Source organism: Sinorhizobium numidicum (assembly GCF_029892045.1).
In the GTDB taxonomy this organism is placed as follows: domain Bacteria; phylum Pseudomonadota; class Alphaproteobacteria; order Rhizobiales; family Rhizobiaceae; genus Sinorhizobium; species Sinorhizobium numidicum.
Window position 1 is genome coordinate 1978455 of record NZ_CP120368.1, and the last position, 21214, is coordinate 1999668.

The window sequence follows — 21214 nt, forward strand, 5'->3', positions numbered from 1 at the left end:
GCTTCAAGGTGCTGGATTTCTTGACTTTCGCCGCCTTTGGGCTTAAGAGCGCCGCCACGTGGTGGTGTATTTCCCATCGATCGAGCAGTGTTCTATTGAACCGGAACGGAAACAGTTTCCCCTTTGACAAATTTTGCTGACCTTGGCCTGAGCCAAAAAGTTCTCTCCGCAGTTACCGACGCGGGCTATACGACTCCAACACCGATCCAGGCTGGCGCCATTCCCCCGGCACTGCAACGTCGTGATATTCTCGGTATTGCGCAGACCGGAACCGGGAAGACGGCATCCTTCGTGCTGCCGATGCTGACCCTTCTGGAAAAGGGACGCGCCCGTGCGCGCATGCCGCGCACACTGATTCTGGAGCCGACGCGCGAGCTTGCCGCTCAGGTTGCCGAGAACTTCGACAAGTACGGCAAGAATCACAAGCTGAACATCGCTCTTCTGATCGGCGGCGTTTCGTTCGACGAGCAGGACCGGAAGCTTGAGCGCGGCGCCGACGTTCTGATCTGCACGCCCGGCCGCCTTCTCGACCACTTCGAGCGCGGCAAACTCTTGATGAGCGGCGTCGAGATCTTGGTTATCGACGAAGCCGATCGCATGCTCGACATGGGTTTCATTCCGGATATCGAGCGCATTGCCAAGCTCATTCCGTTCACCCGGCAGACGCTGTTTTTCTCGGCGACGATGCCAGCGGAAATCCAGAAGCTCGCCGACCGTTTCCTGCAGAATCCGGAGCGCCTGGAAGTGGCGCGCCGCGCCTCGACGGCAACGACGGTGACGCAACGCTTCGTTGCTGCACATGCGAAGGATTACGAGAAGCGCGCCACGCTTCGCGATCTTATTCGCGCCCAGGACGATTTGAAGAACGCGATCATCTTCTGCAACCGCAAGAAGGATGTCGCCGATCTCTTCCGTTCGCTTGACCGCCACGGCTTTTCGGTCGGCGCTCTCCACGGTGACATGGACCAGCGTTCGCGCATGGCGATGCTCGCAAATTTCAAGGACGGCAACATCAAGCTGCTCGTTGCTTCCGACGTCGCGGCGCGCGGGCTGGATATTCCGGACGTCAGCCACGTCTTCAATTTCGACGTGCCGATCCATGCTGAAGACTATGTTCACCGCATTGGCCGCACCGGGCGCGCCGGCCGTTCTGGCGCCTCCTTCACGCTCGTCACCAAGCGCGACATCAAGTTCGCCGACGCCATCGAAAAGCTGATCGACCAGAAGGTCGAGTGGCTGAACGGCGATCTTTCCGAACTGCCGGAGCCGATGGAAAGCCACGACAATCGGCGCGAACGTGGACGCGACGGTCGCAGGGATCGAAAAAAAGATGTGGAACGCTCCAGCAAGGGCCGTTCCGATCGTAGACCTGATACCGCGACCGCCGATAGTGCGGCTGAAATCGAACCAGTCGTGGAAAGGGCGGAAGCCGTGAAACCGCAACGCAATACCGACACCAGCAAGCAGGGCCACGCTGGCCGCAACGATCGTCTTGGCCGTGCACAGAGCGCGGCAAATGACGACAACCGCGACCGCCGCAGCCGGCACCGCCGCGATTATGACGATGGCCCGACGCCGATCGGTTTCGGCGACGAGATTCCGGCCTTCATGCTGATCGTTGGCAAGGCCTGATCTTAGGCCCGATGGCGCGTCCCGGCGTCGATTTTCCCGGTCTCGGCTGCGGTCTCGCTGTCATGCGCGACGGCAAGCTTCTTCTTTGCCGCCGGTTGAAGGCGCCGGAGGCAGGACACTGGAGCATCGTCGGCGGCAAGGTCGACCACATGGAGCGCTCGGAGGATGCCGCGCGGCGCGAGGCCGAGGAGGAAAGCGGGCTCGCGATTCATTCGGCGCGCTTTCTCTGCCTCAGCGAGCAAATGATCGAAGCCGACAGGCAGCACTGGATCTCCCTCATCTATGTGACGGAAGATTTTTCCGGCGAGCCGCGCCTCACTGAGCCGGACAAACTTTCCGATATCGGCTGGTTCGACCTCTCCGCCCTGCCCCAACCGCTGTCACGCTTCGCTGCGGATGCCGTGCGGGCGCTCGGTTAGAGGCCTTCAATTTTATTTCTTCGCTCTGAGTGCGGCCTCGTAAGCGGTCCTCGCCCAACGGGCCATTTCGTCCGGATCGTCGAGAGCGGAGTCGGGAATGCTCCAATAGGGCATCTTCACCGGTTTGCCCTTGCCGTCGTAGGTCCATTGCCGACTGCCTGCCTCTTCGAATTCGGGCGCCGACTGTGCGTCACCCTTCAGAAGGATCTCACCGTCCACTTCGAGCGCGAAGATGACACCTTCTAAATAGATGCCCTTGCCGCCGAACATGCGGCGGATCTTGACCGGTCCCAGGGTTTCGAACATTTCCTCGATTGCCGTGTTGTCCATCGTGTCACTCCCTTAATACACCACCGGCCGCAACGATGACTTCCGGCGTGTCGAGGTCCAGGCGGGCGGCGGCACCGAGTTCCACATCGATCACCGGAAGCCCGCTGCGCTCGACGATATGTCTTGCTCCGACATCGCCGACGAGCTGCCTGACGGCGCCAAAAGTTTCTCTCGGTAGAATGACGGGATTACCGCGTTGGCCGCCGGCGACGGCCCGTACGACCGCTTTTCCTGATTCTGCATCGAAGGCCGAGATTAGCTTCGACAGATGGTCGGAGGTAATGCCGGGCATGTCGGCGAGCATCACCAGCATGCCGCTGACTGTTCCCTCCAGCGCCGACAGCCCCGCCACAAGCGATGAGGCCATGCCGCTGGCATAATCTGGATTGGACACGAATGTCACCGGCAGGCCGGTGAGCGCGGCCCGGATCTCTGCCTCGCGATAGCCGGTAACGACGACGACCCTGCTTGCTCCTGCGGCAAGGGCCGTGTCAACCGAACGGCGGATCAATGGAGTGCCGCCGAATTCGGCGAGGAGCTTGTGCTGGCCGCCTGGTCCCATCCGGGTTGCCGTGCCCGCAGCCAGGACCACGATCGCCACGGGGCCTTGCTGTTGCCTGATGGCCGTTTCCCGGGGTTGCGGCCTGGTCGGGATTTCCTTGAGAAGCCCGCCGACGCCGAGCCCGGTGATGTCTTCCCGGCTCGGCCACTCTCCAGCAAGCAGACGATCGAGAATCCAGTCGAAACCGTTCTCTCTCGGGCTCCGGGCGCATCCCGGCGCTCCAACAACCGGAATGTCGCCAAGCCGGCCGAGGACCAGCAGATTGCCGGGGTCGACGGGCATCCCGACATGCTCGACAACGCCGCCCGCATGCCGGATGGCAGCCGGGATCACATCATCCGGATCGGCGACCGCAGAGGCGCCAAAGACGATGAGCAGATCATGGGTCGACTTGAGCTCGGCGATGGCATCGGCAACTGCCCTCTCCGAATGAGCGACGCGATGCTCGGTCAGGAGTGGGCTTCCGGACCGGGTAAGGCGAGCGGCGAGCACGGCATGGGTCTTGTCCATTACCTGGCTCTTCAGCGACGGCAACTCGGTTGCAATCAGCGCGGCACGCCGCCGCGTAAATGGTTTGACCTCGAAGGCCGGCTCGGCGCGCAATACGGTTTCGGCTCGCGCGATGAACTTGCCTGGCACTGCGAGCGGGATGATCTTGATCGTCGCCACCATGTCGCCGGCGTCGACGGCAACGTGGTCGGCGAGACAAGCGAGCGTGATCGCCGGATCAATCCGGTTTATTCGATCGATGGCCGCGCGATTCGCGACGAAAAGACCGGCGACTGTAGCGTAGACGTTGACCCTGCCGGTCGATGCCTCGGAGAAGCGTAGGTGATCCGGGGCGATGGCTGCGGCAATTTTTGCTGCGGCCTCGTTTTCCGGCAGGTCGTCCGGGTCGAGCCTGGCCACAATTACCTCCGCCACATCGGCTTCGGCAAGTAAGGCGAGGTCCGCAGCGGTCAAACGATGGCCTTTCGCCAGCTTCTGCGTCGCGGTCTTCACCGCATGTGCGAGAATGGCGCCTTCCGCCTCGGCGAGCTGCGCGGGGCCGAACCTCATTTTGCCTCTCCCTGCTGGCCGGTCAGGTCGCGGCGGCGCAATGCTTCGATGATCTCCGCCAGCACGGCGACGGCGATTTCGGACGGGCTCGAAGCGCCGATGTCGAGGCCGATCGGTGCCTTGATCCGTGCGGTCTCCTCGGCCGAAACGCCAGCTTGCGACAGACGCTCCACGCGCTTCGCATGGGTCTTGCGGCTGCCGAGCGCTCCGACGTAGAAGCAACCGGCCTCCAATGCGGCGCGGATGGGATAATCATCGATCTTCGGGTCGTGGGTCAGAGCGGCGAGAGCCGTATAGCGGTCCAGCGGCCGCGCGGGCAGAATGTCTTCCGGCCAATCGGCGAGAAGCTCGACGCCGCCAAAGCGCTCGACCGTCGCGAAAGCAGTGCGTGGGTCGATAATCGCCATGTCGAAGCCTGCGACCGGTGCAAGGCGGGCCAAAGCCTGCGAGATATGAACGGCACCGATGACCACGATGCGTGGCGGCGGCATATGAACATTGAAAAAAAGCGACCGCCCTCCGAGTTCTGCAAGACGAGGCCGACCCGAACGCAGAGCTTCGCCGATTGCCGCTTCCCACATCGGCGGAAGGGGGCCACCCTCCGGGAAGACCTGGCTGCCGCCATCCGAAAGGTCACTGACGACCACGGCCGCCTGGCGCGCTGCGCGGACCGAATTCAATGTCTGGAGGGTGGACAGTTGCATCGTTCAGCCGTCAATTCGCTCGACATAGACCCGGATACGGCCGCCGCAGGAAAGACCGACGCGCCATGCGGTTTCGTCGGCAACGCCGAATTCGAGCACCTTCGGCACGCCGGACGCGATCACGTCTGCGGCCTCGGCGATCACGGCGCCTTCAACGCAGCCGCCCGAAACCGAACCCTGAAAATTCCCGTCGCTGTCGATCGCCAGATGACTGCCGACTGGACGCGGCGCGGAGCCCCAAGTCTCGATTACCGTCGCAAGCGCCACGGCGCGGCCTTCCTTGTGCCAGGTTTCAACGATCTCCAGCGGATCGAGGACGTTCGGCTGATTCAACATCGAATGGCACTCCCACTTTTCCCTTAGATCGCGATGATCCTCGGCCGAATCAATCCACATCATCGTGATCGGCCGACTTGTGCCGCATGCATGAAGCGTCGTGGATCGGCTTCACGTGCACCTCGACCGGCGAGCGATCTTACCAGTTCCGCGACGGATTCGAGATTGTGTGCCGCTCGAAATTCGTCGACATGCGGCAAGATCGCTCTGACTCCCCGTGCGCGCGCCTCGAATCCGTCGAAACGCAGCAGCGGGTTGAGCCAGATGAGACGGCGGCACGAGCGATGCAGACGGTCGATCTCGATCTCGAGTTCCGCCGTGTCATCGCGTTCGAGACCATCGGTGATCAACAGCACGATGGCCCCCTGCCCGAGCACACGGCGCGACCAGCGCCGATTGAACTCGTGCAGCGTTTCGCCGATGCGCGTGCCGCCCGACCAGTCCTTGACCGCCGCCAAGCATTGGTCGAGCGCCTCGTCGGGATCGCGGTTGCGCATCTGCCGGGTGACATTCGTAAGCCGCGTGCCGAACAGGAACGTATGAACCCGATGTCGCTGTTCCGTCAGTGCGTGCAGGAAATGCAGGAAAATTCGCGTGTATCGGCTCATGGAGCCGGAAATATCCGCCAGTACGACAAGCGGCGGATGAACGAGACGCGGCTCGCGAAAGCGGGGCAGAATGAAGTCGCCGCCGAGGCGCATGGCATCGCGCATGGTGGTGCGCGGGTCGATCCGTATCGGCCGGCGGGAAGAGCGATAGCGCCGCGTCCTCACGCGATCAAAAGGCAACAACAGGGACGACAGCGCCTTCCTCGCCTCTGCGATTTCCGCAGCCGTCATCTGCGCGAAGTCCGCTTTGCGGAAAAGCTCTCGGCCGGAAGCGGTGTAGCGCGCATCGACCTCGATTTCCGGTTCGTCAGCCGGCGGGCGGGTCTCATCTCGTCCGCTGAGGAGCGCCTCGCTGAGGCGCACCTCGCCGGCACGCCTCAGCCGGCTTTCTTCATGGCGCTGAGGCATCACGGGCGACATCAGCGCGATCATCTTCCGAACGACGTCGCGCGAGCGCCAGAAGAGCCGGAAGGCTTCATCGAACAGGGCCTGATCTTCGTGACGCTTGACGAATGTACATTGAAGAGCTGCATAGAATTCATCGCGCGAACCAATGCCGATCAGGGTCACGGCGTCGATGGCATCGGCAATGGCGGCGGGACCTATCCTCATCCCTGCTCGCCGCAGCGCGCGGGCAAAAAAAACGATGTTGTCGGCGAGCCGCCCTCCGCCCGGCGGTAGCGCCGAAATATCGGTGCGGTCGGGATGGGGCTCGCCCGTCATGATGTTCAGCCCTGCGCCAACAGCTCGGCCTTTACTTCGGCAAGCAGCTTGTGTCCCTCCGCGCCCTCGATCCGCGCGATATCGTCCTGGTACTTGAGAAGCGTGCCAAGCGTATCAGCCAGCGTCTCCGGATCGAGTGCCAGCGTGTCGAGCTCGGTCAGCGCTGTCGCCCAGTCGATCGTCTCCGCCACGCCGGGATTCTTGAAGAGATCGACCGTCCTCAGCTTCTGGACATAAGCGACGATCTCCCGGGACAGGGTTGCGTTGCAGCCCGGCACCTTGCGCCGGATGATCTCCAGTTCCTGTTCCGCTTTCGGATAATCGACCCAGTGATAGAGGCAGCGCCGTTTCAGCGCGTCGTGAATTTCACGCGTTCGATTGGTTGTGATGATCACAACGGGCGGTTCGTTGGCCTTAATCGTTCCAAGCTCCGGTATGGTGACCTGAAAATCTGAGAGCACTTCCAGCAGAAAGGCCTCGAAAGCCTCATCGGTGCGATCGAGTTCGTCGATCAGGAACACCGGAGCTCGCCCGACGGTCGCCGAAATCGCCTGGAGCACCGGGCGGCGTATGAGGAACCGCTCGGAGAAGATATCGCTCTCGATCCGCTGCCGATCGACCAAGCCGGCCGCCTCCGAAAGGCGGATTTCCAGCATCTGCGCCGGATAGTTCCACTCATAGACGGCCGATGCGACGTCGAGCCCCTCGTAGCACTGCAGGCGGATCAGCGGGCGGTCGAGCGAGCGGGCGAGAACTTTGGCGATCTCCGTCTTGCCGACACCGGCCTCGCCTTCAAGGAAGAGCGGCCGTTTCATCCTGAGAGCCAGGAAAAGAACAGTCGCGAGGGCAGTGCCGGCGAGATAATCGTGCGCCTCCAGCATCGCCATCGTTTCATCGATGGATTGGGGCAGCTTTCCGATCTCCTGCGTCGCCATATTTCCTCCGCAACTGAGGGAAACTTAAAGCGTGTGGTATCCCCGGTCCACATAAATGAGCGGCGGTTTCTTTCCGCCGATCTGCACGTCGACAACCTCGCCGAAGAGGATGAGATGGGTGGCCATGATCTTGACCTCGATCAGGCGGCAATCGAAGGCGGCGATGGCATCGACGAGAATGGGCGCGCCGGTCGTCAGCTGGATCCACCGGCCGAGCGCGAAGCGGCGGCTCATGTCGAGTTGGTCCCGGCCGGAGAATGCATGCGCCAACCGGATATGCTGGGGGCCAAGGAGATTCAAAGCGAAGCTGCCGCTGCGCGAAAAAATGTCGTTGCGCGGATTGGCCGCGTTGAGGCAGGCCAGAATCGTCGGCGGATCATCCGATACCGAACAGGAGGCAGTAATGGTTACGCCACGCCGCTCAGTGCCGTCGGCCGCGGTGATCAACTGCACATGGGCGGACATGCGACTCATCGCGTCGCGGTAAGTTATCGGGTCCAGCCGGGTTTTCTCCAACACATCTCGCTCCGCATCGAGTCTCGCACATACATAGACTCTCGCGGAAAATATAAAACCCGGAATGCGAGAATTCTTGCGGATCAGCGGCCATTGCGATCACGCGAGCGACAAGGCATGCATCCGCCCCATCTTTTCCTTTGACGAGAAGGGCCGCATCCTTAAAACATGGCATCCGACAGCGGGGAAAATGCATGCTTAAGTCAATTGTTACGAGCCTTTTCGTCGCCGGACTGGCGCTGGCTGCCCCTGCCTTCGCCGCCGGATTGAAAGTCGCTGTCGTCGCTCCCGCCGAGGGCCCCTTCGCCACGCTTGGCAAGCAGGTGACCGACGGAGCCGCCTTCCAGGCCGGCGACCGTGGAAGTCAGACGATCTTTATCAACGAGAGCTGCGATCCCGCGGGCGGCGAAGCGCTGACGAAAGCGCTGCTCGCAAGCGGCGCGGAAGCCGCGATCGGCTTCCTCTGCACCGAGAGCCTGGAGGCGGCCCTGCCAGCGCTCGCCCAAGCCGGCATTCCGGCGATTACGCTCAGCGTCCGCTCGGATATCCTCATGGAGGACGCCCTCAAGAAGAAATGGCCGCTTTACCGCTTGGCGCCGAGCGGCAAGGCTGAAGCCGCCGCGATCACGGAGTTGATCATAGCGAATTGGCGAGGCAAGCCGCTCGCGCTGATCGACGATGGCACGATCCATAGCCGCGAGCTTGTCGAAGGCGTCCGCAGCGCCCTCGCGGAAATCGGGATAACGCCGGTCTTTACCGACACGTACCGTCCCGCCCAGGAACAGCAGGTCAGTCTTGTCCGGCGACTGGCAAAGAGCGGCGCAACCCACGTCTTCACCGGCGGCGACCGCTACGACACAGCGATCATCGCGCGGGATGCAAAGGCAGAAAATGTCCAGATCACGCTTCTTGGCGGAGATACGCTGAATGCCGCCGACCTGGATGTGCCGCTGCAGGACGGCGTGCTTGCCGTGACCGTTCCGGACGCGGCGCGGTCCAACGAAGCCGCTCCGGTGGTGAAGGCTATGCGCGCCGCGGGCATCGAGCCGGAAGGCTACGTGCTTCCGGCCTTCGCCGCCATGTCGCTGCTCGAGCGGGCAAAAGATCAGGCCGCAAAGGACGGCAATGCCCTTGCCGACGCTCTCCTGAAAGGGCCTTATGCAACAGTACTAGGGCCGATCAAGTTCAATGGCAGCCACGAAAGGGCTGAGACGCCGTATAGGCTGATGCAATGGCAGGGCGGTCGCTTTGTCGACGTCCCGGACGCAGGTAGTGCGGAATGATGCGCCAGGGGCCTAATAATCTGATCACGGATGTCGCGGGATTGCTGGTCGGCAATGCCGAGGATCATCAGTTGAAGTCAGGCGTCACAGCAGTGCTGTGCGACCCACCCGCGACGGCAGCGGTTCAGGTTCTCGGCGGCGCCCCCGGCACGCGGGAAACCGAGTTGCTCGCCCCTCATAACACGGTCCAGACCGTGGACGCAGTCGTGCTCTCCGGCGGTTCCGCTTTCGGTCTGGATGCGGCATCCGGTGTCCAGGCAGCCCTTCGCGAGATGGGACGCGGTTTCGCCGTCGGCCCGCACCGTGTCCCGATCGTGCCGGCGGCTATCCTCTTCGATCTCGCCAACGGGGGCGATAAGGATTGGGGGCGTTTTTCCCCCTATCGCGATTTGGGCTACGAAGCCGTACGCGCCGCAGCCGCGACATTTCGGACCGGCAGTGCCGGTGCAGGCACGGGCGCGCTTACAGCCACCTTCAAGGGCGGCCTCGGCTCGGCATCGGCGGTGCTGGCAAACGGCGTCACCATCGGTGCGCTTGTTGCCGTCAACGCGCTTGGTTCGGCGACGATTGGCGAGACGCGCCATTTCTGGGCCGCGCCCTTCGAATTGGGGGACGAGTTCGGCGGACTTGGCCTGCCCGTTCCCTGGCCGAAGGACGCTGCAGTCCCTCGCTTCAAGTTTCGCGAGCGGCAGGCGGCGGCCACCAACACGACCATCGCGATCATCGCTACCGATGCGATTCTCACCAAGGCCGAGGCGAAACGGCTGGCGATTGCCGCGCATGACGGTTTTTCCCGTGCGCTGTGGCCATCGCACACGCCGCTCGACGGCGATCTCGTCTTCACGCTTTCCACCGGCGCCAGCGGCAAGGCTCTCTTGCTCGAAGATTTCATCGACCTTAGCGCCGCGGCGGCGGCGACGATGGCGCGGGCGATCGCGCGCGGCGTCCACGACGCCGCGGCGGCGGCGAACGATGTCAAGTCTTGTTGGTCGACTCCGTAAGGATCGCTGGCGCGTTCCCATCGCATGTTGTTTGCGCGGCTGCGGAATGCTACTGCGTACCTCAAATCGGAATCGATTTTAAGGAATTACGCAGCAATCCAAGGTGTTACAGCGACCTTTGCGCGTCTTCAGACGCGCGGCGCTGTACGGCGCGGGAAAGAGCCGGAGGCTGTTCATGACCCATCCCATTCGCATTGCCCCGTCGATCCTGGCGGCCAACTTCTCCAAACTCGGCCAGGAGGTGCGCGATGTCGTCGAAGCTGGCGCGGACTGGATTCACCTTGACGTGATGGATGGCCATTTCGTGCCGAACATCACCTTCGGGCCGGACGTCATCAAGTCTCTGCGCCCCCACACCAAGGCGACATTCGATTGCCATCTCATGATTTCCCCGGCGGATCCTTTTCTCGAGGCGTTCGCCAAGGCTGGTTGCGATATCCTGACCGTGCACGCCGAGGCAGGCCCGCATCTTCATCGCTCGCTGCAGACGGTGAAGTCTCTCGGCAAGAAGGCCGGCGTCTCACTCAATCCGGCAACGCCGGAAAGCGCCATCGAATATGTTCTCGACACGGTGGATCTCATTCTGGTGATGACGGTCAACCCTGGCTTCGTCGGCCAAAAGTTCATCGATGCCGCGGAAGAGAAGATCCGGCGGATCAAGGCGATGATCGGCGGTCGCCCGATCGAGATCGAGGTGGACGGAGGCATCGCTCCCGAGACGGCCGGCGTGGCCGCCAAGGCCGGCGCCAATGTGCTGGTCGCAGGCTCGGCAATTTTCAAGGGTGATGCCGTCGACGCCTATCGCAGCGCCATCGAGGCGATCCGGGCGCCGGCTGAGAAGGCACGCGGATGACCGGCCGGGTGGCTATCGCGGGCTTGCTTCTCGCCACAACGGCGATTGCCGCGCCTGAAGCGGTGGCGGGCGACTATGCAGCCCTTCAGCCGATCGGGTTTTCTATCGACGGCAATGTCTTCGCCTTCGAGGAATACGGCGTGCAGGACGGTTCGGGTTTTCCCTATTCAACGATCTACGTACTCGATACGCGCACCGATACGTTTCTGCCGGGCGCTCCGGTCCGCGCTGTCGTCGAGGAGGATGGCTCCGCCTTGCACAAGGCTCGCCATGAGGCGCGTCGGCGCGCCGCGCCGTTGATCGATGCCTACCGCCTTGCGGATACGCCGGGCACGCTCGCCGCCTACAATCCGGTGACCGAAGCAAGCGCTGCGCCGCACACGCTAAACTATGATTCCTTTCCGGCCGATGCGCCGTTTCGCAAGCCCTATGCCTTGAAGCTTGAAGAAAAGATCTTCGAGCCGGAGGGGATCTGCAAGGACTTCCTGAAGGAGGTCAAAGGCTTCCGGCTGGTCATGACGGAGAAGGCCGGGGGTCCCGCATCGGACGTGTTGCAGGACGACGCCCGCCTCCCGGAAAGCCGCCGTTGCCCGACCGGCTATCGCCTCGGCGGCGTCGTGACCCGCATCAACGACGATGGTTCCGAGGTCCACATGGTGATGATCCTCGTCAAGTCACTCGGATTTGAAGGCACGACTGACGGCCGCTGGATCGCGGTGCCGGTCCGGCTTGCCCGCTGATGAACGAAGAGTCGGCCACGCCAACGACAGTGCTCACAACGGATGCGGACCTGGCGAAGCGAACCCGTTTCATCCGATCGCTTCCGACGCTCCGGGAAACAGTCATAGGTGCCATCGGCTGGAGTCTTATGATGACGCTCTCGGCCTGGTTTTCGCTCTGGCTGCGCGAAAACGACGTCACGTTTCATCTGAGAAGCGTTTTGCTGCTTTACGCGCTCGGCGGTGTACTTGCCTGGCCACTTTCGCTGTTTGCGGCCCGTTTCGCGGCGCAGGACCGCGCGGTCGAGACCCGCTTTGCGGCTTTCGTCCTATGCCTTGCAGCAGGCACGATAGGCACGACGGCGTTCTTGTTCGCGCTCGACTATCGCGTGTTTTATTCGCAATGGCATGCCACGACAGGCACGCTCACGTGGTTCTTCCAGGCCCTATTCACTTCGCTGGCTGCTATCTACCAGTTTCTGGTCCTCGGCGTCCGGCATTATCTGCCGCTCGGCGCCGTCGCCGTCGGCATCGTCAGCCTATGGCTGGCGCAAAGGGACATGCGCCAAGGGCGTTGAGCTTCACCGTCATCTTTGATAGAGGCACAGGCATCCTCCAATGACGACGAAAGCTTAGAGCCCATGATCCCCCGTTACTCCCGGCCGGAAATGGTGGCCATCTGGTCGCCGGAAACCAAGTTCCGCATCTGGTTCGAGATCGAGGCGCACGCCTGCGACGCGCTCGCCGAAATCGGCGTTATCCCCAAGGAAGCGGCAAAGACCATCTGGGAAAAGGGCGGCGCGGCAAAGTTCGACGTCGACCGGATCGATGAGATCGAAGCCGTGACCAAACACGACGTCATCGCCTTTCTCACCCATCTCGCAGAATTCGTCGGTCCGGACAGTCGCTTCGTCCACCAGGGGATGACGTCTTCGGACGTGCTCGACACCTGCTTCAACGTGCAGCTCGTTCGCGCGACGGATCTGCTCCTTGCCGACATGGACAAGCTGCTGGAGGCGTTGAAGCGCCGCGCCTTCGAACACAAGGACACGGTTACCATCGGCCGTTCGCACGGCATCCACGCGGAGCCGACGACGTTCGGTATAAAGCTGGCACTTGCCTACGCGGAATTCGATCGCTGCAAACAGCGCCTTCTCGCCGCTCGTGAAGAGGTCGCAACCTGCGCTATTTCCGGCGCCGTCGGCACCTTCGCCAACATCGACCCGCGCGTCGAGGAACATGTGGCAAAGGCGCTCGGGCTGAAGCCTGAACCCGTCTCGACACAGGTGATCCCGCGTGATCGCCACGCGATGTATTTCGCAACCCTCGGCGTGATCGCCTCCTCGATCGAGCGTCTTGCGACCGAAATCCGCCATCTGCAGCGTACCGAAGTGCTGGAAGCGGAGGAATATTTCTCGCCGGGTCAGAAAGGCTCCTCGGCAATGCCGCACAAGCGTAACCCGGTGTTGACGGAAAACCTGACTGGTCTCGCCCGCATGGTCCGCGCCTTCGCTGTTCCGGCGATGGAAAACGTCGCGCTCTGGCACGAACGTGATATTTCGCATTCCTCGGTCGAACGCATGATCGGACCGGACGCGACGGTGACGCTCGATTTCGCGCTGGCGCGGCTGACCGGCGTCATCGACAAGCTGCTTGTCTATCCGGACAACATGATGAAGAACATGAACAAGTTCCGCGGGCTTGTTCATTCGCAACGCGTGCTCCTCGCCCTCACCCAGGCCGGCGTCTCACGCGAGGATGCCTATCGGCTGGTGCAGCGCAACGCCATGAGGGTCTGGGAAGAGGGCAAGGATTTCCTGGAGGAATTGTTGGCCGATGCGGAGGTCCGTGCAGCCCTTTGCGAGGAACAAATCCGCGAGAAATTCGACCTCGGCTATCACACCAAGCACGTTGATACGATCTTCCGCCGGGTTTTCGGCACGGCGTGATTTGCTTCGCCGGTTCGAGATCGCCCGCATTTGACGCTTGGCGCAAATGCGGGCGTTTTTTAGCAAACCCTTAACTGTCGCATGGAATAATCGAAGTCTGTCAAATCAGGTTTCGAGGAAGCCATGGCATTTAGGGAGAGCGGTCAGCGCACATCCGTGCGCAATCAGACAAAGATAACCGGCACGGTCACATGCAAGACCGGCTCGAGCAACGGGGTCGTGACCGACCTCTCTGCTGAAGGCATCTGTTTCCAGCTCCTCTTCGACATCGGCGCGCGGATGGGCCAGGAGGTGACGATCCGCAGCGATGAGCTCGGCTACCTCGCCGGCATGGTGCGCTGGTGCCGCGGCGACAAGATCGGCATCAAGCTCAACCTCTCGTCAAACACCGCCGCGCAGATCTCATCCTATTACAAATTCTTTCGCTAATGGGCGGAAAGCGACCGGTCCTGAATAGAGGACCGGTCGCTTGTTCCCTGCTAGCCAGCCGGTCCAGCCGGCTCGACCAGCTTGCGGTAGAGGTGCCAGGTCGCGTGCCCGAAAATCGGCATGATGAGGGCAAGACCGACAAAGATGGGGATGGACCCGATCACCAGTCCGGCAGCGATGATCAGGCCCCAGCAGGCGACCGGCACCGGGTTGGTGAGCGTCGCCCGTATCGAGGTATCGATCGCGGCAACCGCGCCGATATCGCGATCAAGCAGCAAGGGGAAGGTGACCACGCTGATTGAAAGCACGATCACGGCAAACACGAACCCGACAGCGTTGCCGACGAGGATGAGTGTCCATCCCTCTTCCGTACCGATGATGCTGTTCCAGAAGGCCGAAATCGAATCCGGCGGTGTTCCGAATATTCGCATGTAAAGCGCCTGCGCGACCAGCAGCCAGGCGATGAAGATGATGAAGAGCAAGATGGCCACCGCCAGGATCGAGGGCAGCGCCGGCGACCGGTATAGCCGCAAAGCGTGCGGCCAGCGCGCATCCATGCCCAGTTCACGACGCCGGCTGATCTCGTAAAGGCCGATCGCCGCGACAGGCCCGATGAGGGCGAAGCCGGATGCGAGCGGGTAGAGCAGAGGCAACATGTTTGCCCCGGCGCTCCAGGTCATGAGCACCGCACCGGCAACGGGATAAATGAGACACAGAAATACATAATGCGACGGCTTCTCGCGGAAATCGTCCAGCCCGAGACGCAACGCGTCGAACACATCTGCAATGCCAATCTTTCGTATGCCGGGATGGTCAACACTCGCATTCGGTCCCGACAGGACATGGAAGGTTGTCATGGCTCACACTCCTCAACGAACCAGAGCGGCCACGGACTCACGACAACGGCGAAACTGGGCCGCTGCCTCCGCGACCGGCAGATCGATTATACAGAAAACGCGGCCTCTGTCGCCTGCGCCTTGACTTCGGCTCTTTTCGGCTCCACATCGCGGCGGTCATGAAGGTTTCAGAAGCGCATATCCTCATCGTTCCGGGCTATACGAACTCCGGTCCGGACCATTGGCAAACCAGATGGGAGCGAAAGCTCTCGACCGCACGGCGCGTCGAACAGGCGGAATGGTCGAAGCCCGTGCGGCAGGACTGGGTGGCGCGCATGGCCCAGGAGGTCAATGCCGCCAGCAAGCCGATTGTCGTCGTCGCGCACTCCCTCGGCGTCGCCACGGCGATTCATGCCCTGCCCCATTACAAAAAGAAAATCGCCGGTGCCTTCCTGGTCGCCCCGCCGGATGTGGCCAATCCCAAGATCCGGCCGAAGCACTTGATGACCTTCGGCCCCTATCCGCGCGATCCGCTGCCCTTCCCATCGCTGATGGTCGCGAGCCGAAACGATCCGTTCGGATCCTACGAACATGCCGGTGACATTGCCAACGCTTGGGGATCGCTTCTTGTCGATGCAGGAGAGGCCGGTCACATCAACGCCGCATCCGGACATGGCCCCTGGCCCGAAGGAACGATGGTCTTCGCTCAATTTCTCAGCCGGCTACGCCTTTAGGGGAACGCGGGGCACCATCTTCTCCGCGCGCGGCTCGATGGCCCTTTGGAACAGAGACGAAAAAAGCCGCCCGGCATTGCTCTCGGGCGGCGTCGCTTCCGGAATGCCGGGTCGCTTAGCTGTTCTCAATCTGTTCGACGGCTTCGGCCAGAAACTCTAGCATCCGAACGCGGATGTCGTCTTCCGTCAAGGTCAACCCGGCAGCGTCGAAATCGGCCTTGATCTTGCGCACGACGTCCTCATGGCCGACTTCCTCAAAGTCGACGGCGATGACCTCTTTCGCATAGGCTTCGGCATCCGGCCTGTTCAAGAGACCGGCGGCCCAGAGGCCGAGCATCTTGTTGCGGCGCGCTTCGGCCCTAAACCTCAACTCTTGGTCCCGCGCAAACTTCGCCTCGAAGGCTTTCTCGCGATCCTGCATCGTGGTCATCAATCGATCTCCCTGAAAAATTCCAGCCGGAAACAGTTATCGCCATAAACCAAAACACTGCTCAAAGTGCAATGCGCCTTTTCGTCTTTGCTGACTTTCATGATACCCTAATCTAAATCGGGGGAAGGGAAGATACGCCGATTGTGAAATGCGTTCTTTTCAGATATGGACCCGCTGAGAAAACTCCAATTGCGCGACCCAAGCGCGCCAACAACCACAGAGACAAATCCATGAATCGTCGGCGCCGTATCTACGAGGGCAAGGCTAAGATCCTTTACGAGGGTCCGGAACCTGGCACACTGATCCAGTTTTTCAAGGATGATGCGACCGCCTTCAACAAGAAGAAGCATGATGTCATCGACGGAAAGGGTGTGCTCAACAATCGGATTTCCGAGTACATTTTCACCCATCTGAACAAGATCGGCATTCCGACGCATTTCATCCGCCGCCTCAACATGCGCGAGCAGTTGATCAAAGAGGTGGAAATCATTCCACTCGAGATCGTCGTGCGCAACGTTGCCGCCGGCTCGCTCGCAAAGCGCCTCGGTATCGAGGAAGGCACGGTACTGCCGCGTTCGATCATCGAATTCTACTATAAGGCCGACGCGCTCGACGATCCGATGGTGTCCGAAGAGCACATCACCGCTTTCGGTTGGGCGAGCCCGCAGGAACTCGATGACATCATGGCGCTCGCCATCCGCATCAACGACTTCCTTTCCGGCCTCTTCCTCGGTGTCGGTATCCAGCTCGTCGACTTCAAGATCGAATGCGGCCGCCTGTTCGAAGGCGACATGATGCGTATCGTGCTTGCCGATGAGATTTCCCCGGACAGCTGCCGTCTCTGGGATGTCGAAACCAAGGAAAAGATGGACAAGGACCGGTTCCGCCGCGACATGGGCGGTTTGGTCGAAGCCTATCAGGAAGTGGCCCGCCGTCTCGGCATCATCAACGAGAACGAGCCGCCGCGCGGCTCCGGTCCGGTGCTCGTCAAGTAATATGGGGATAAGACAAGTGATCAAGGCACGCGTAACCGTGACGCTGAAGAACGGCGTTCTCGATCCGCAGGGCAAGGCTATAGAAGGCGCGCTCGGCGCCCTCGGCTTTGACGGCATCGGCCAGGTTCGCCAGGGCAAGGTTTTTGACTTGCAAATCGAGACGGCCGACAAGGCCAAGGCTGAGGCCGATCTCAAGGCGATGTGCGAAAAACTCCTGGCAAACACCGTCATCGAAAACTACAGCATTTCCCTCGCCTGACTGGCGGGGGAATGAGATGCGCTGGCAAATTTGCTCGGCGTCGGGGCTCAGCCCCGCAATCGCCGAACCATTGAACCAGCGTTTCCACTGCGTTGAAAATCGCCTCGAAACGCGCAGCGCTTCGAGGCCAAGGCAAGGTATGTACGTCTATGAAATCAGCCGTCGTCCAGCTTCCAGGCCTCAACCGTGATCGCGACATGATCGCAGCGCTCACGAAGATCTCCGGCAAGCCGCCGGTCACCGTATGGCAGACCGAGACGGAAATTCCGGATGTCGACCTGATCGTCATTCCCGGTGGCTTTTCCTATGGCGATTACCTGCGCTGCGGTGCGATCGCGGCGCGGATGCCGGTGATGCAGGCGATCAAGGCCAAGGCGGATCAGGGCGTGCGAGTTCTCGGCGTCTGCAACGGATTTCAGATCCTCGTCGAAGCGGGCATGCTGCCGGGCGCGCTGATGCGCAATGCCTCGCTGAAATTCGTCTGCCGCGAGATCAAGCTCGAAGTCGCCAACGCCGACACGGATTTCACCCGCGCCTATTCGAAGGGTCAGATCATCCGCAGCCCCGTCGCCCATCATGACGGTAATTTCTTCGCCGATACGGAAACCCTGAAAGTGATCGAAGGCAATGGGCAGGTCGTGTTCCGCTATGCCGACGGCACCAACCCAAATGGCTCGATCAACGATATTGCCGGCGTCATGAATGCTAAGGGCAACGTGCTCGGCATGATGCCGCATCCGGAAAACCTAATCGAGGCGGCGCATGGCGGTTCGGACGGCCGCGGCCTCTTCGCATCTGCGCTCGAGGTAATCGCCGCTTAACCATATGGCTGCTAGAAGGCGGCATCCCTCACCGCGATCCAGCGAGACCGCCTATGCCATCCATGACCTACGGACGCTTTCTTGCGCTCGCCTGCGCCACCGCAAGCCTGACGCTTGTAGCCGCGTGCCAATCGAACCGCCCGGCTGCGCCGGCGGCGAGCTCCGCTGCGCTCCCGACAATGGAGCGCGTGGCGCTCGGCGCCAATGGCTGCTGGTTCAAGTCGGGTGATCCCGCGTTCAAGGCTTACCGTCTCGCACCGGAGCTCAACTCCTTCTCAGGGCGTCCACGCATTCTGATCGTACCGCGCAAGTCGCCCGAAGCGCGGCCGCTGGCGGTCATCCAGGCCGAAGGACACCCTGCCCGGCTACAGGCCTTCGGACCGCTGCTCAGCGAGCCCGTGGGCACGCGCATGGCGGCGGACGTGCGGCGATGGGCTGCCGGCGGCCAAGGCTGCAATTGATCTTAGGTGAGAGCCGCTCGGTTGCGCATCTCCAAGGCGACCTTCTGCCGGCTTCAGGAATCTGATGGCTGGGGACCGTCGTAACCGTCGATTATCGCCAAATCCATCACCGATCTGCCCTGCCGCAACGCCATGGCTTTCGCATATTCGGGCGAGTGATAGCACTCCAGCGCGGCGCTGTAAGTAGGGAATTCGATCACGACAATGCGTGAGCGCAGCTTTCCTTCGGGGGTCTCGCGTTGGCCACCGCGGGCAAGAAAGTGCCCGCCGTACTTTCGAAAAGCATTCGCGTTCTCGGCTATATAAGCCTTGTATCCCTCCGGATCGGTAACATCGACGGACGCCACCCAATATCCCTTTGTCATCGCTTCTTGCCTCTTGCTTGGAACAATCGCCGATTGAAAACAGCCTTGGCTTCTGCGCATGCAACGATACCACTTCGCCGGGTATCGCGACATACCCCAATCTCGCAGCCTCCATGCGGATTGCTTGCCGCTGAGAGCACCTAAATCTCTTGAGTGCTTGCATGCACTGAAAAAATCTAAGATCGGCGCAGCTACCGCCAGAACGGAACGGCAGCCTCCCGCCGCGCCTCGGCCTTGGAAATCCCGATATCCTTAAGTTGCTTATCGCTCAATTCGTCGAGCGCCAGGCGGCTGCGCTTCTTGGCAGCCAGCGCGCAGTAAAAGCGCCAGAGCCGGACAAAAACACTGACCACATCGAACACCAACCGCGGTGCGAATCCCGACCTCTGCAACCGAGCGTCCGGCTCTTCGAACGGCGGCAACTGAATTGTATCAATTGTAATCATTGCCTTCACCAATGTCCTTGTTGATCTTATTGGCTCAGTGATAATTGACTCAATCTCTGAAGCAATATAGATAATTGTCACGATGACAACTTGGCTTCCCGACATTCAGCAGGGCACCGGACCGCTCTACGCCCGGATCGCCGACCAGATAGAACAGGCGATCAGCACCGGTACGCTGCCCGCTGGCACGAAGCTGCCGCCGCAGCGCAACCTCGCCTTTGACATCGGCGTGACGATCGGCACGATCGGGCGGGCGTACAATATCGTGCGCGGGCGGGGCCTCGTCAGCGGCGAAGTCGGCCGCGGGACATATGTGCTCGATCATCCGGAGAGCCGGCCGCCCGAACAGTCTGATCCCCTCACCACCTCTCTCGCCGGAACGCGGCCGATCATAGCGCCCGCGGGCAAGCTGCGTTTCGACAGCACCGCCGCACCGGATATCGGCCAGGGCGAGATTTTGGCGAGATTGCTGGGTGACATTAGCCGTGAGCATCACACGGATATTGCGAGCTACGCCCGCAACTTTCCGGATCATTGGTTCGATGCGGGCTCGCAGTGGCTGGCACGCGGCAATTTCCGGCCGGCACCTGAGAGCATTGTACCGACGCTCGGCGCCCACGCAGCCGTCGTCGCGGTGATTTCAGCCGTCACCTCCCCCGGCGACCGCATAGCGTTCGAGACTCTGACCTATTCCCAGGTTAGCCGCAGCGCTGGATTGATCGGCCGGCGCATTGCGCTGATGGAAAGCGATGAATTCGGTCTGATACCGGATGACTTCGAGCGTGTCTGTGCTCAGCAGCATCCGAAGCTTGCCTTCCTGATGCCCGGTGCACAGAACCCGACGGTCTCCGTAATGCCGTTGGATAGACGTCAGGCGGTTGCCGAAATTGCGCGGAAATACGGCGTGTGGCTGGTCGAGGATAACCTTTATGGCTCCATGACGGGTGACCCGATACCGCTCTTAGCGGAACTTGCTCCCGAGCGCACCTTTCTCGTTGGCGGCCTTTCGAAGTCGGTTGCCGCCGGCGTGCGCGGCGGCTGGGTCGGCTGCCCGCCACATTTCAGCCAACGCATCCGTATTGCGCACAAGATGGTGAGCGGCGGTCTTCCTTTCATCCTCGCCGAGCTTTGCGCCCGTCTGGTTCTTTCGGGGGCCGCTTCCGCCCTGCGTAACCGCGGCGTCGAAGAAATCGGCGCGCGCGAGGCTATGGCGCGCCAAATCTTTTCCGGCCTCGAATTCAACTCCCACCCCAGGGTTCCGTTCCTCTGGCTGAAGCTGCCGGATCCCTGGCTTTCGGGAACCTTCAAGCAGGCAGCCCTGCAGGAAGGTGTCCTCATAGACGACGAGGACGAATTCAAGGCGGGACGCGCCAACCGCGTCTTCCACCGCATCCGCATCGGCTTCTCCTCCCCCGTCGAGCGATCCGAAGTGCAGAGAGGGTTTCAAGTTCTAAGGCGACTGCTCGATAGCGGTCGCACGGGCTACGACAGCTTCGATTGAGGTCTTTTTGAGGGTGACTTTGGCGCAAGCCAAGGCAATCTGTTGTCGATTCTGCATGATTGATATGCGTGGAGAGGGTTTCGCACGAGCTTTGCGACGGCCCAAACGACGGCCTGACGCGCGCGGGGCTGATGCTCGGCTACAAGTTCTAGAAGCACAGGAATATGGGGCCCGCGAGCCGGGTTCGCGCGCCCTGCCCGGCCTGTTGATCGAGCGTATTTTTCTGTCGCGCCACGCCGCAGCATAGGCTAAAGAAGCCGCAAAGCGCTCCCAGTGTCTGTTGCGGTTCGCACGCGCCCGTGTCCCTC

Annotated in this window: 26 protein-coding genes; 15 read left to right on the forward strand and 11 right to left on the reverse strand. The window is 61.4% G+C overall.

Annotation, left to right across the window (positions count from 1 at the left end):
• The first annotated feature begins 123 nt into the window (after positions 1-123).
• Positions 124-1632: a DEAD/DEAH box helicase gene (locus tag PYH37_RS20685; protein ID WP_280733273.1), complete on the forward strand. Its 1509-nt coding sequence runs from the start codon at positions 124-126 to the stop codon at positions 1630-1632.
• An 11-nt stretch (positions 1633-1643) separates the two neighbouring features.
• On the forward strand, positions 1644-2051 hold the full coding sequence (locus tag PYH37_RS20690) for an NUDIX hydrolase (protein ID WP_280733274.1): 408 nt from the start codon (positions 1644-1646) through the stop codon (positions 2049-2051).
• A gap of 12 nt (positions 2052-2063) precedes the next feature.
• On the opposite strand, the gene PYH37_RS20695 is transcribed toward PYH37_RS20690, so the two are convergent.
• From PYH37_RS20695 to PYH37_RS20725, 7 genes are read right to left on the reverse strand one after another with little or no spacing between them, the layout of a single operon-like run.
• Entirely contained in the window at positions 2064-2381 is a 318-nt protein-coding gene (locus tag PYH37_RS20695) for a TfoX/Sxy family protein (RefSeq protein ID WP_280733275.1), read from the reverse strand.
• Positions 2382-2385: 4 nt separating this feature from the next.
• Positions 2386-4002 carry an NTP transferase domain-containing protein gene (locus PYH37_RS20700; protein WP_280733276.1) on the reverse strand — a complete coding sequence of 539 codons (1617 nt, stop codon included), beginning with the start codon at positions 4000-4002 and terminating at the stop codon, positions 2386-2388.
• Entirely contained in the window at positions 3999-4706 is a 708-nt protein-coding gene (locus PYH37_RS20705; RefSeq protein WP_280733277.1) for an XdhC family protein, read from the reverse strand. The genes PYH37_RS20700 and PYH37_RS20705 overlap by 4 nt, the downstream gene beginning before the upstream one ends.
• A 3-nt stretch (positions 4707-4709) precedes the next feature.
• Positions 4710-5042, reverse strand: a complete 333-nt coding sequence (locus tag PYH37_RS20710; protein ID WP_280733278.1) for an XdhC family protein — start codon at positions 5040-5042, stop codon at positions 4710-4712.
• A gap of 59 nt (positions 5043-5101) precedes the next feature.
• Complete coding sequence (locus tag PYH37_RS20715; RefSeq protein ID WP_280733279.1) at positions 5102-6373, reverse strand: vWA domain-containing protein; 1272 nt, start codon at positions 6371-6373, stop codon at positions 5102-5104.
• 5 nt (positions 6374-6378) lie between these two features.
• On the reverse strand, positions 6379-7308 hold the full coding sequence (locus PYH37_RS20720; RefSeq protein ID WP_280733280.1) for an AAA family ATPase: 930 nt from the start codon (positions 7306-7308) through the stop codon (positions 6379-6381).
• Between the two features lie 24 nt (positions 7309-7332).
• Complete coding sequence (locus tag PYH37_RS20725) at positions 7333-7824, reverse strand: flavin reductase family protein (RefSeq protein ID WP_425336161.1); 492 nt, start codon at positions 7822-7824, stop codon at positions 7333-7335.
• A gap of 194 nt (positions 7825-8018) precedes the next feature.
• On the opposite strand from PYH37_RS20725, the gene PYH37_RS20730 reads away from it, so the two are divergent.
• The 7 genes from PYH37_RS20730 to PYH37_RS20760 all read left to right on the forward strand — a co-directional run bounded on the left by PYH37_RS20730 (position 8019) and on the right by PYH37_RS20760 (position 14058).
• Positions 8019-9107 (forward strand): branched-chain amino acid ABC transporter substrate-binding protein, encoded by a 1089-nt coding sequence (locus PYH37_RS20730; RefSeq protein ID WP_280733281.1) that lies wholly within the window; start codon positions 8019-8021, stop codon positions 9105-9107.
• Positions 9104-10108, forward strand: a complete 1005-nt coding sequence (locus tag PYH37_RS20735; RefSeq protein WP_280733282.1) for a P1 family peptidase — start codon at positions 9104-9106, stop codon at positions 10106-10108. The genes PYH37_RS20730 and PYH37_RS20735 overlap by 4 nt, the downstream gene beginning before the upstream one ends.
• 175 nt (positions 10109-10283) lie before the next feature.
• Entirely contained in the window at positions 10284-10961 is a 678-nt protein-coding gene (gene rpe, locus PYH37_RS20740) for a ribulose-phosphate 3-epimerase (protein ID WP_280733283.1), read from the forward strand.
• Positions 10958-11701: a DUF2259 domain-containing protein gene (locus tag PYH37_RS20745; RefSeq protein ID WP_280733284.1), complete on the forward strand. Its 744-nt coding sequence runs from the start codon at positions 10958-10960 to the stop codon at positions 11699-11701. Before rpe ends, PYH37_RS20745 begins: the two co-directional genes overlap by 4 nt.
• A complete protein-coding gene (locus PYH37_RS20750; RefSeq protein WP_425336108.1) occupies positions 11701-12258 on the forward strand; it encodes a hypothetical protein in 558 nt (185 codons plus the stop codon). The genes PYH37_RS20745 and PYH37_RS20750 overlap by 1 nt, the downstream gene beginning before the upstream one ends.
• Positions 12259-12321: 63 nt before the next feature.
• On the forward strand, positions 12322-13629 hold the full coding sequence (purB, locus tag PYH37_RS20755; protein WP_280733286.1) for an adenylosuccinate lyase: 1308 nt from the start codon (positions 12322-12324) through the stop codon (positions 13627-13629).
• A 123-nt stretch (positions 13630-13752) separates the two neighbouring features.
• Complete coding sequence (locus PYH37_RS20760; protein ID WP_280733287.1) at positions 13753-14058, forward strand: PilZ domain-containing protein; 306 nt, start codon at positions 13753-13755, stop codon at positions 14056-14058.
• A gap of 50 nt (positions 14059-14108) precedes the next feature.
• On the opposite strand, the gene PYH37_RS20765 is transcribed toward PYH37_RS20760, so the two are convergent.
• Complete coding sequence (locus tag PYH37_RS20765) at positions 14109-14915, reverse strand: DUF2189 domain-containing protein (RefSeq protein ID WP_280733288.1); 807 nt, start codon at positions 14913-14915, stop codon at positions 14109-14111.
• Positions 14916-15073: 158 nt separating this feature from the next.
• On the opposite strand from PYH37_RS20765, the gene PYH37_RS20770 reads away from it, so the two are divergent.
• Positions 15074-15628, forward strand: coding sequence for an RBBP9/YdeN family alpha/beta hydrolase (locus PYH37_RS20770; protein WP_280733289.1), 555 nt, complete (start codon positions 15074-15076; stop codon positions 15626-15628).
• 115 nt (positions 15629-15743) lie between these two features.
• On the opposite strand, the gene PYH37_RS20775 is transcribed toward PYH37_RS20770, so the two are convergent.
• The gene (locus PYH37_RS20775) at positions 15744-16061 is read right to left on the reverse strand and encodes a DUF1476 domain-containing protein (RefSeq protein ID WP_280733290.1); all 318 of its coding nucleotides are present in this window, start codon (positions 16059-16061) and stop codon (positions 15744-15746) included.
• 227 nt (positions 16062-16288) lie between these two features.
• On the opposite strand from PYH37_RS20775, the gene purC reads away from it, so the two are divergent.
• The 4 genes from purC (at position 16289) to PYH37_RS20795 (ending at position 18594) form a co-directional block, all read left to right on the forward strand.
• Positions 16289-17053, forward strand: a complete 765-nt coding sequence (purC, locus tag PYH37_RS20780) for a phosphoribosylaminoimidazolesuccinocarboxamide synthase (RefSeq protein WP_180941342.1) — start codon at positions 16289-16291, stop codon at positions 17051-17053.
• 16 nt (positions 17054-17069) lie between these two features.
• Complete coding sequence (gene purS, locus PYH37_RS20785) at positions 17070-17312, forward strand: phosphoribosylformylglycinamidine synthase subunit PurS (protein WP_280733291.1); 243 nt, start codon at positions 17070-17072, stop codon at positions 17310-17312.
• Positions 17313-17461: 149 nt separating this feature from the next.
• Positions 17462-18133 carry a phosphoribosylformylglycinamidine synthase subunit PurQ gene (purQ, locus tag PYH37_RS20790; RefSeq protein WP_280733292.1) on the forward strand — a complete coding sequence of 224 codons (672 nt, stop codon included), beginning with the start codon at positions 17462-17464 and terminating at the stop codon, positions 18131-18133.
• A 53-nt stretch (positions 18134-18186) separates the two neighbouring features.
• Positions 18187-18594 (forward strand): hypothetical protein, encoded by a 408-nt coding sequence (locus PYH37_RS20795; RefSeq protein ID WP_280733293.1) that lies wholly within the window; start codon positions 18187-18189, stop codon positions 18592-18594.
• A gap of 53 nt (positions 18595-18647) precedes the next feature.
• Here the strand turns inward: PYH37_RS20795 and PYH37_RS20800 are convergent, their stop codons facing one another.
• Together PYH37_RS20800 and PYH37_RS20805 are read right to left on the reverse strand one after the other, a co-directional pair.
• Complete coding sequence (locus PYH37_RS20800) at positions 18648-18941, reverse strand: DUF1330 domain-containing protein (RefSeq protein ID WP_425336109.1); 294 nt, start codon at positions 18939-18941, stop codon at positions 18648-18650.
• A gap of 209 nt (positions 18942-19150) precedes the next feature.
• Positions 19151-19486 carry a DUF1127 domain-containing protein gene (locus PYH37_RS20805; RefSeq protein WP_280733294.1) on the reverse strand — a complete coding sequence of 112 codons (336 nt, stop codon included), beginning with the start codon at positions 19484-19486 and terminating at the stop codon, positions 19151-19153.
• Position 19487: 1 nt separating this feature from the next.
• Between PYH37_RS20805 and PYH37_RS20810 the strand changes: the two genes are divergently transcribed.
• Positions 19488-20906: an aminotransferase-like domain-containing protein gene (locus tag PYH37_RS20810; protein ID WP_280733295.1), complete on the forward strand. Its 1419-nt coding sequence runs from the start codon at positions 19488-19490 to the stop codon at positions 20904-20906.
• The last annotated feature ends 308 nt before the right edge of the window (positions 20907-21214 follow it).

Excerpts from the sequence above, each read along its gene's own strand:
- PYH37_RS20690 (WP_280733274.1), top strand. The coding sequence starts at position 1,644 with ATGGCGCGTCCCGGCGTCGATTTTCCCGGTCTCGGCTGCGGTCTCGCT.
- PYH37_RS20695 (WP_280733275.1), bottom strand. The coding sequence starts at position 2,381 with ATGGACAACACGGCAATCGAGGAAATGTTCGAAACCCTGGGACCGGTC.
- PYH37_RS20700 (WP_280733276.1), bottom strand. The coding sequence starts at position 4,002 with ATGAGGTTCGGCCCCGCGCAGCTCGCCGAGGCGGAAGGCGCCATTCTC.
- PYH37_RS20705 (WP_280733277.1), bottom strand. The coding sequence starts at position 4,706 with ATGCAACTGTCCACCCTCCAGACATTGAATTCGGTCCGCGCAGCGCGC.
- PYH37_RS20710 (WP_280733278.1), bottom strand. The coding sequence starts at position 5,042 with ATGTTGAATCAGCCGAACGTCCTCGATCCGCTGGAGATCGTTGAAACC.
- PYH37_RS20715 (WP_280733279.1), bottom strand. The coding sequence starts at position 6,373 with ATGACGGGCGAGCCCCATCCCGACCGCACCGATATTTCGGCGCTACCG.
- PYH37_RS20720 (WP_280733280.1), bottom strand. The coding sequence starts at position 7,308 with ATGGCGACGCAGGAGATCGGAAAGCTGCCCCAATCCATCGATGAAACG.
- PYH37_RS20730 (WP_280733281.1), top strand. The coding sequence starts at position 8,019 with ATGCTTAAGTCAATTGTTACGAGCCTTTTCGTCGCCGGACTGGCGCTG.
- PYH37_RS20735 (WP_280733282.1), top strand. The coding sequence starts at position 9,104 with ATGATGCGCCAGGGGCCTAATAATCTGATCACGGATGTCGCGGGATTG.
- rpe (WP_280733283.1), top strand. The coding sequence starts at position 10,284 with ATGACCCATCCCATTCGCATTGCCCCGTCGATCCTGGCGGCCAACTTC.
- PYH37_RS20745 (WP_280733284.1), top strand. The coding sequence starts at position 10,958 with ATGACCGGCCGGGTGGCTATCGCGGGCTTGCTTCTCGCCACAACGGCG.
- PYH37_RS20750 (WP_425336108.1), top strand. The coding sequence starts at position 11,701 with ATGAACGAAGAGTCGGCCACGCCAACGACAGTGCTCACAACGGATGCG.
- purB (WP_280733286.1), top strand. The coding sequence starts at position 12,322 with ATGATCCCCCGTTACTCCCGGCCGGAAATGGTGGCCATCTGGTCGCCG.
- PYH37_RS20760 (WP_280733287.1), top strand. The coding sequence starts at position 13,753 with ATGGCATTTAGGGAGAGCGGTCAGCGCACATCCGTGCGCAATCAGACA.
- PYH37_RS20765 (WP_280733288.1), bottom strand. The coding sequence starts at position 14,915 with ATGACAACCTTCCATGTCCTGTCGGGACCGAATGCGAGTGTTGACCAT.
- PYH37_RS20770 (WP_280733289.1), top strand. The coding sequence starts at position 15,074 with ATGAAGGTTTCAGAAGCGCATATCCTCATCGTTCCGGGCTATACGAAC.
- purC (WP_180941342.1), top strand. The coding sequence starts at position 16,289 with ATGAATCGTCGGCGCCGTATCTACGAGGGCAAGGCTAAGATCCTTTAC.
- purQ (WP_280733292.1), top strand. The coding sequence starts at position 17,462 with ATGAAATCAGCCGTCGTCCAGCTTCCAGGCCTCAACCGTGATCGCGAC.
- PYH37_RS20795 (WP_280733293.1), top strand. The coding sequence starts at position 18,187 with ATGCCATCCATGACCTACGGACGCTTTCTTGCGCTCGCCTGCGCCACC.
- PYH37_RS20810 (WP_280733295.1), top strand. The coding sequence starts at position 19,488 with ATGACAACTTGGCTTCCCGACATTCAGCAGGGCACCGGACCGCTCTAC.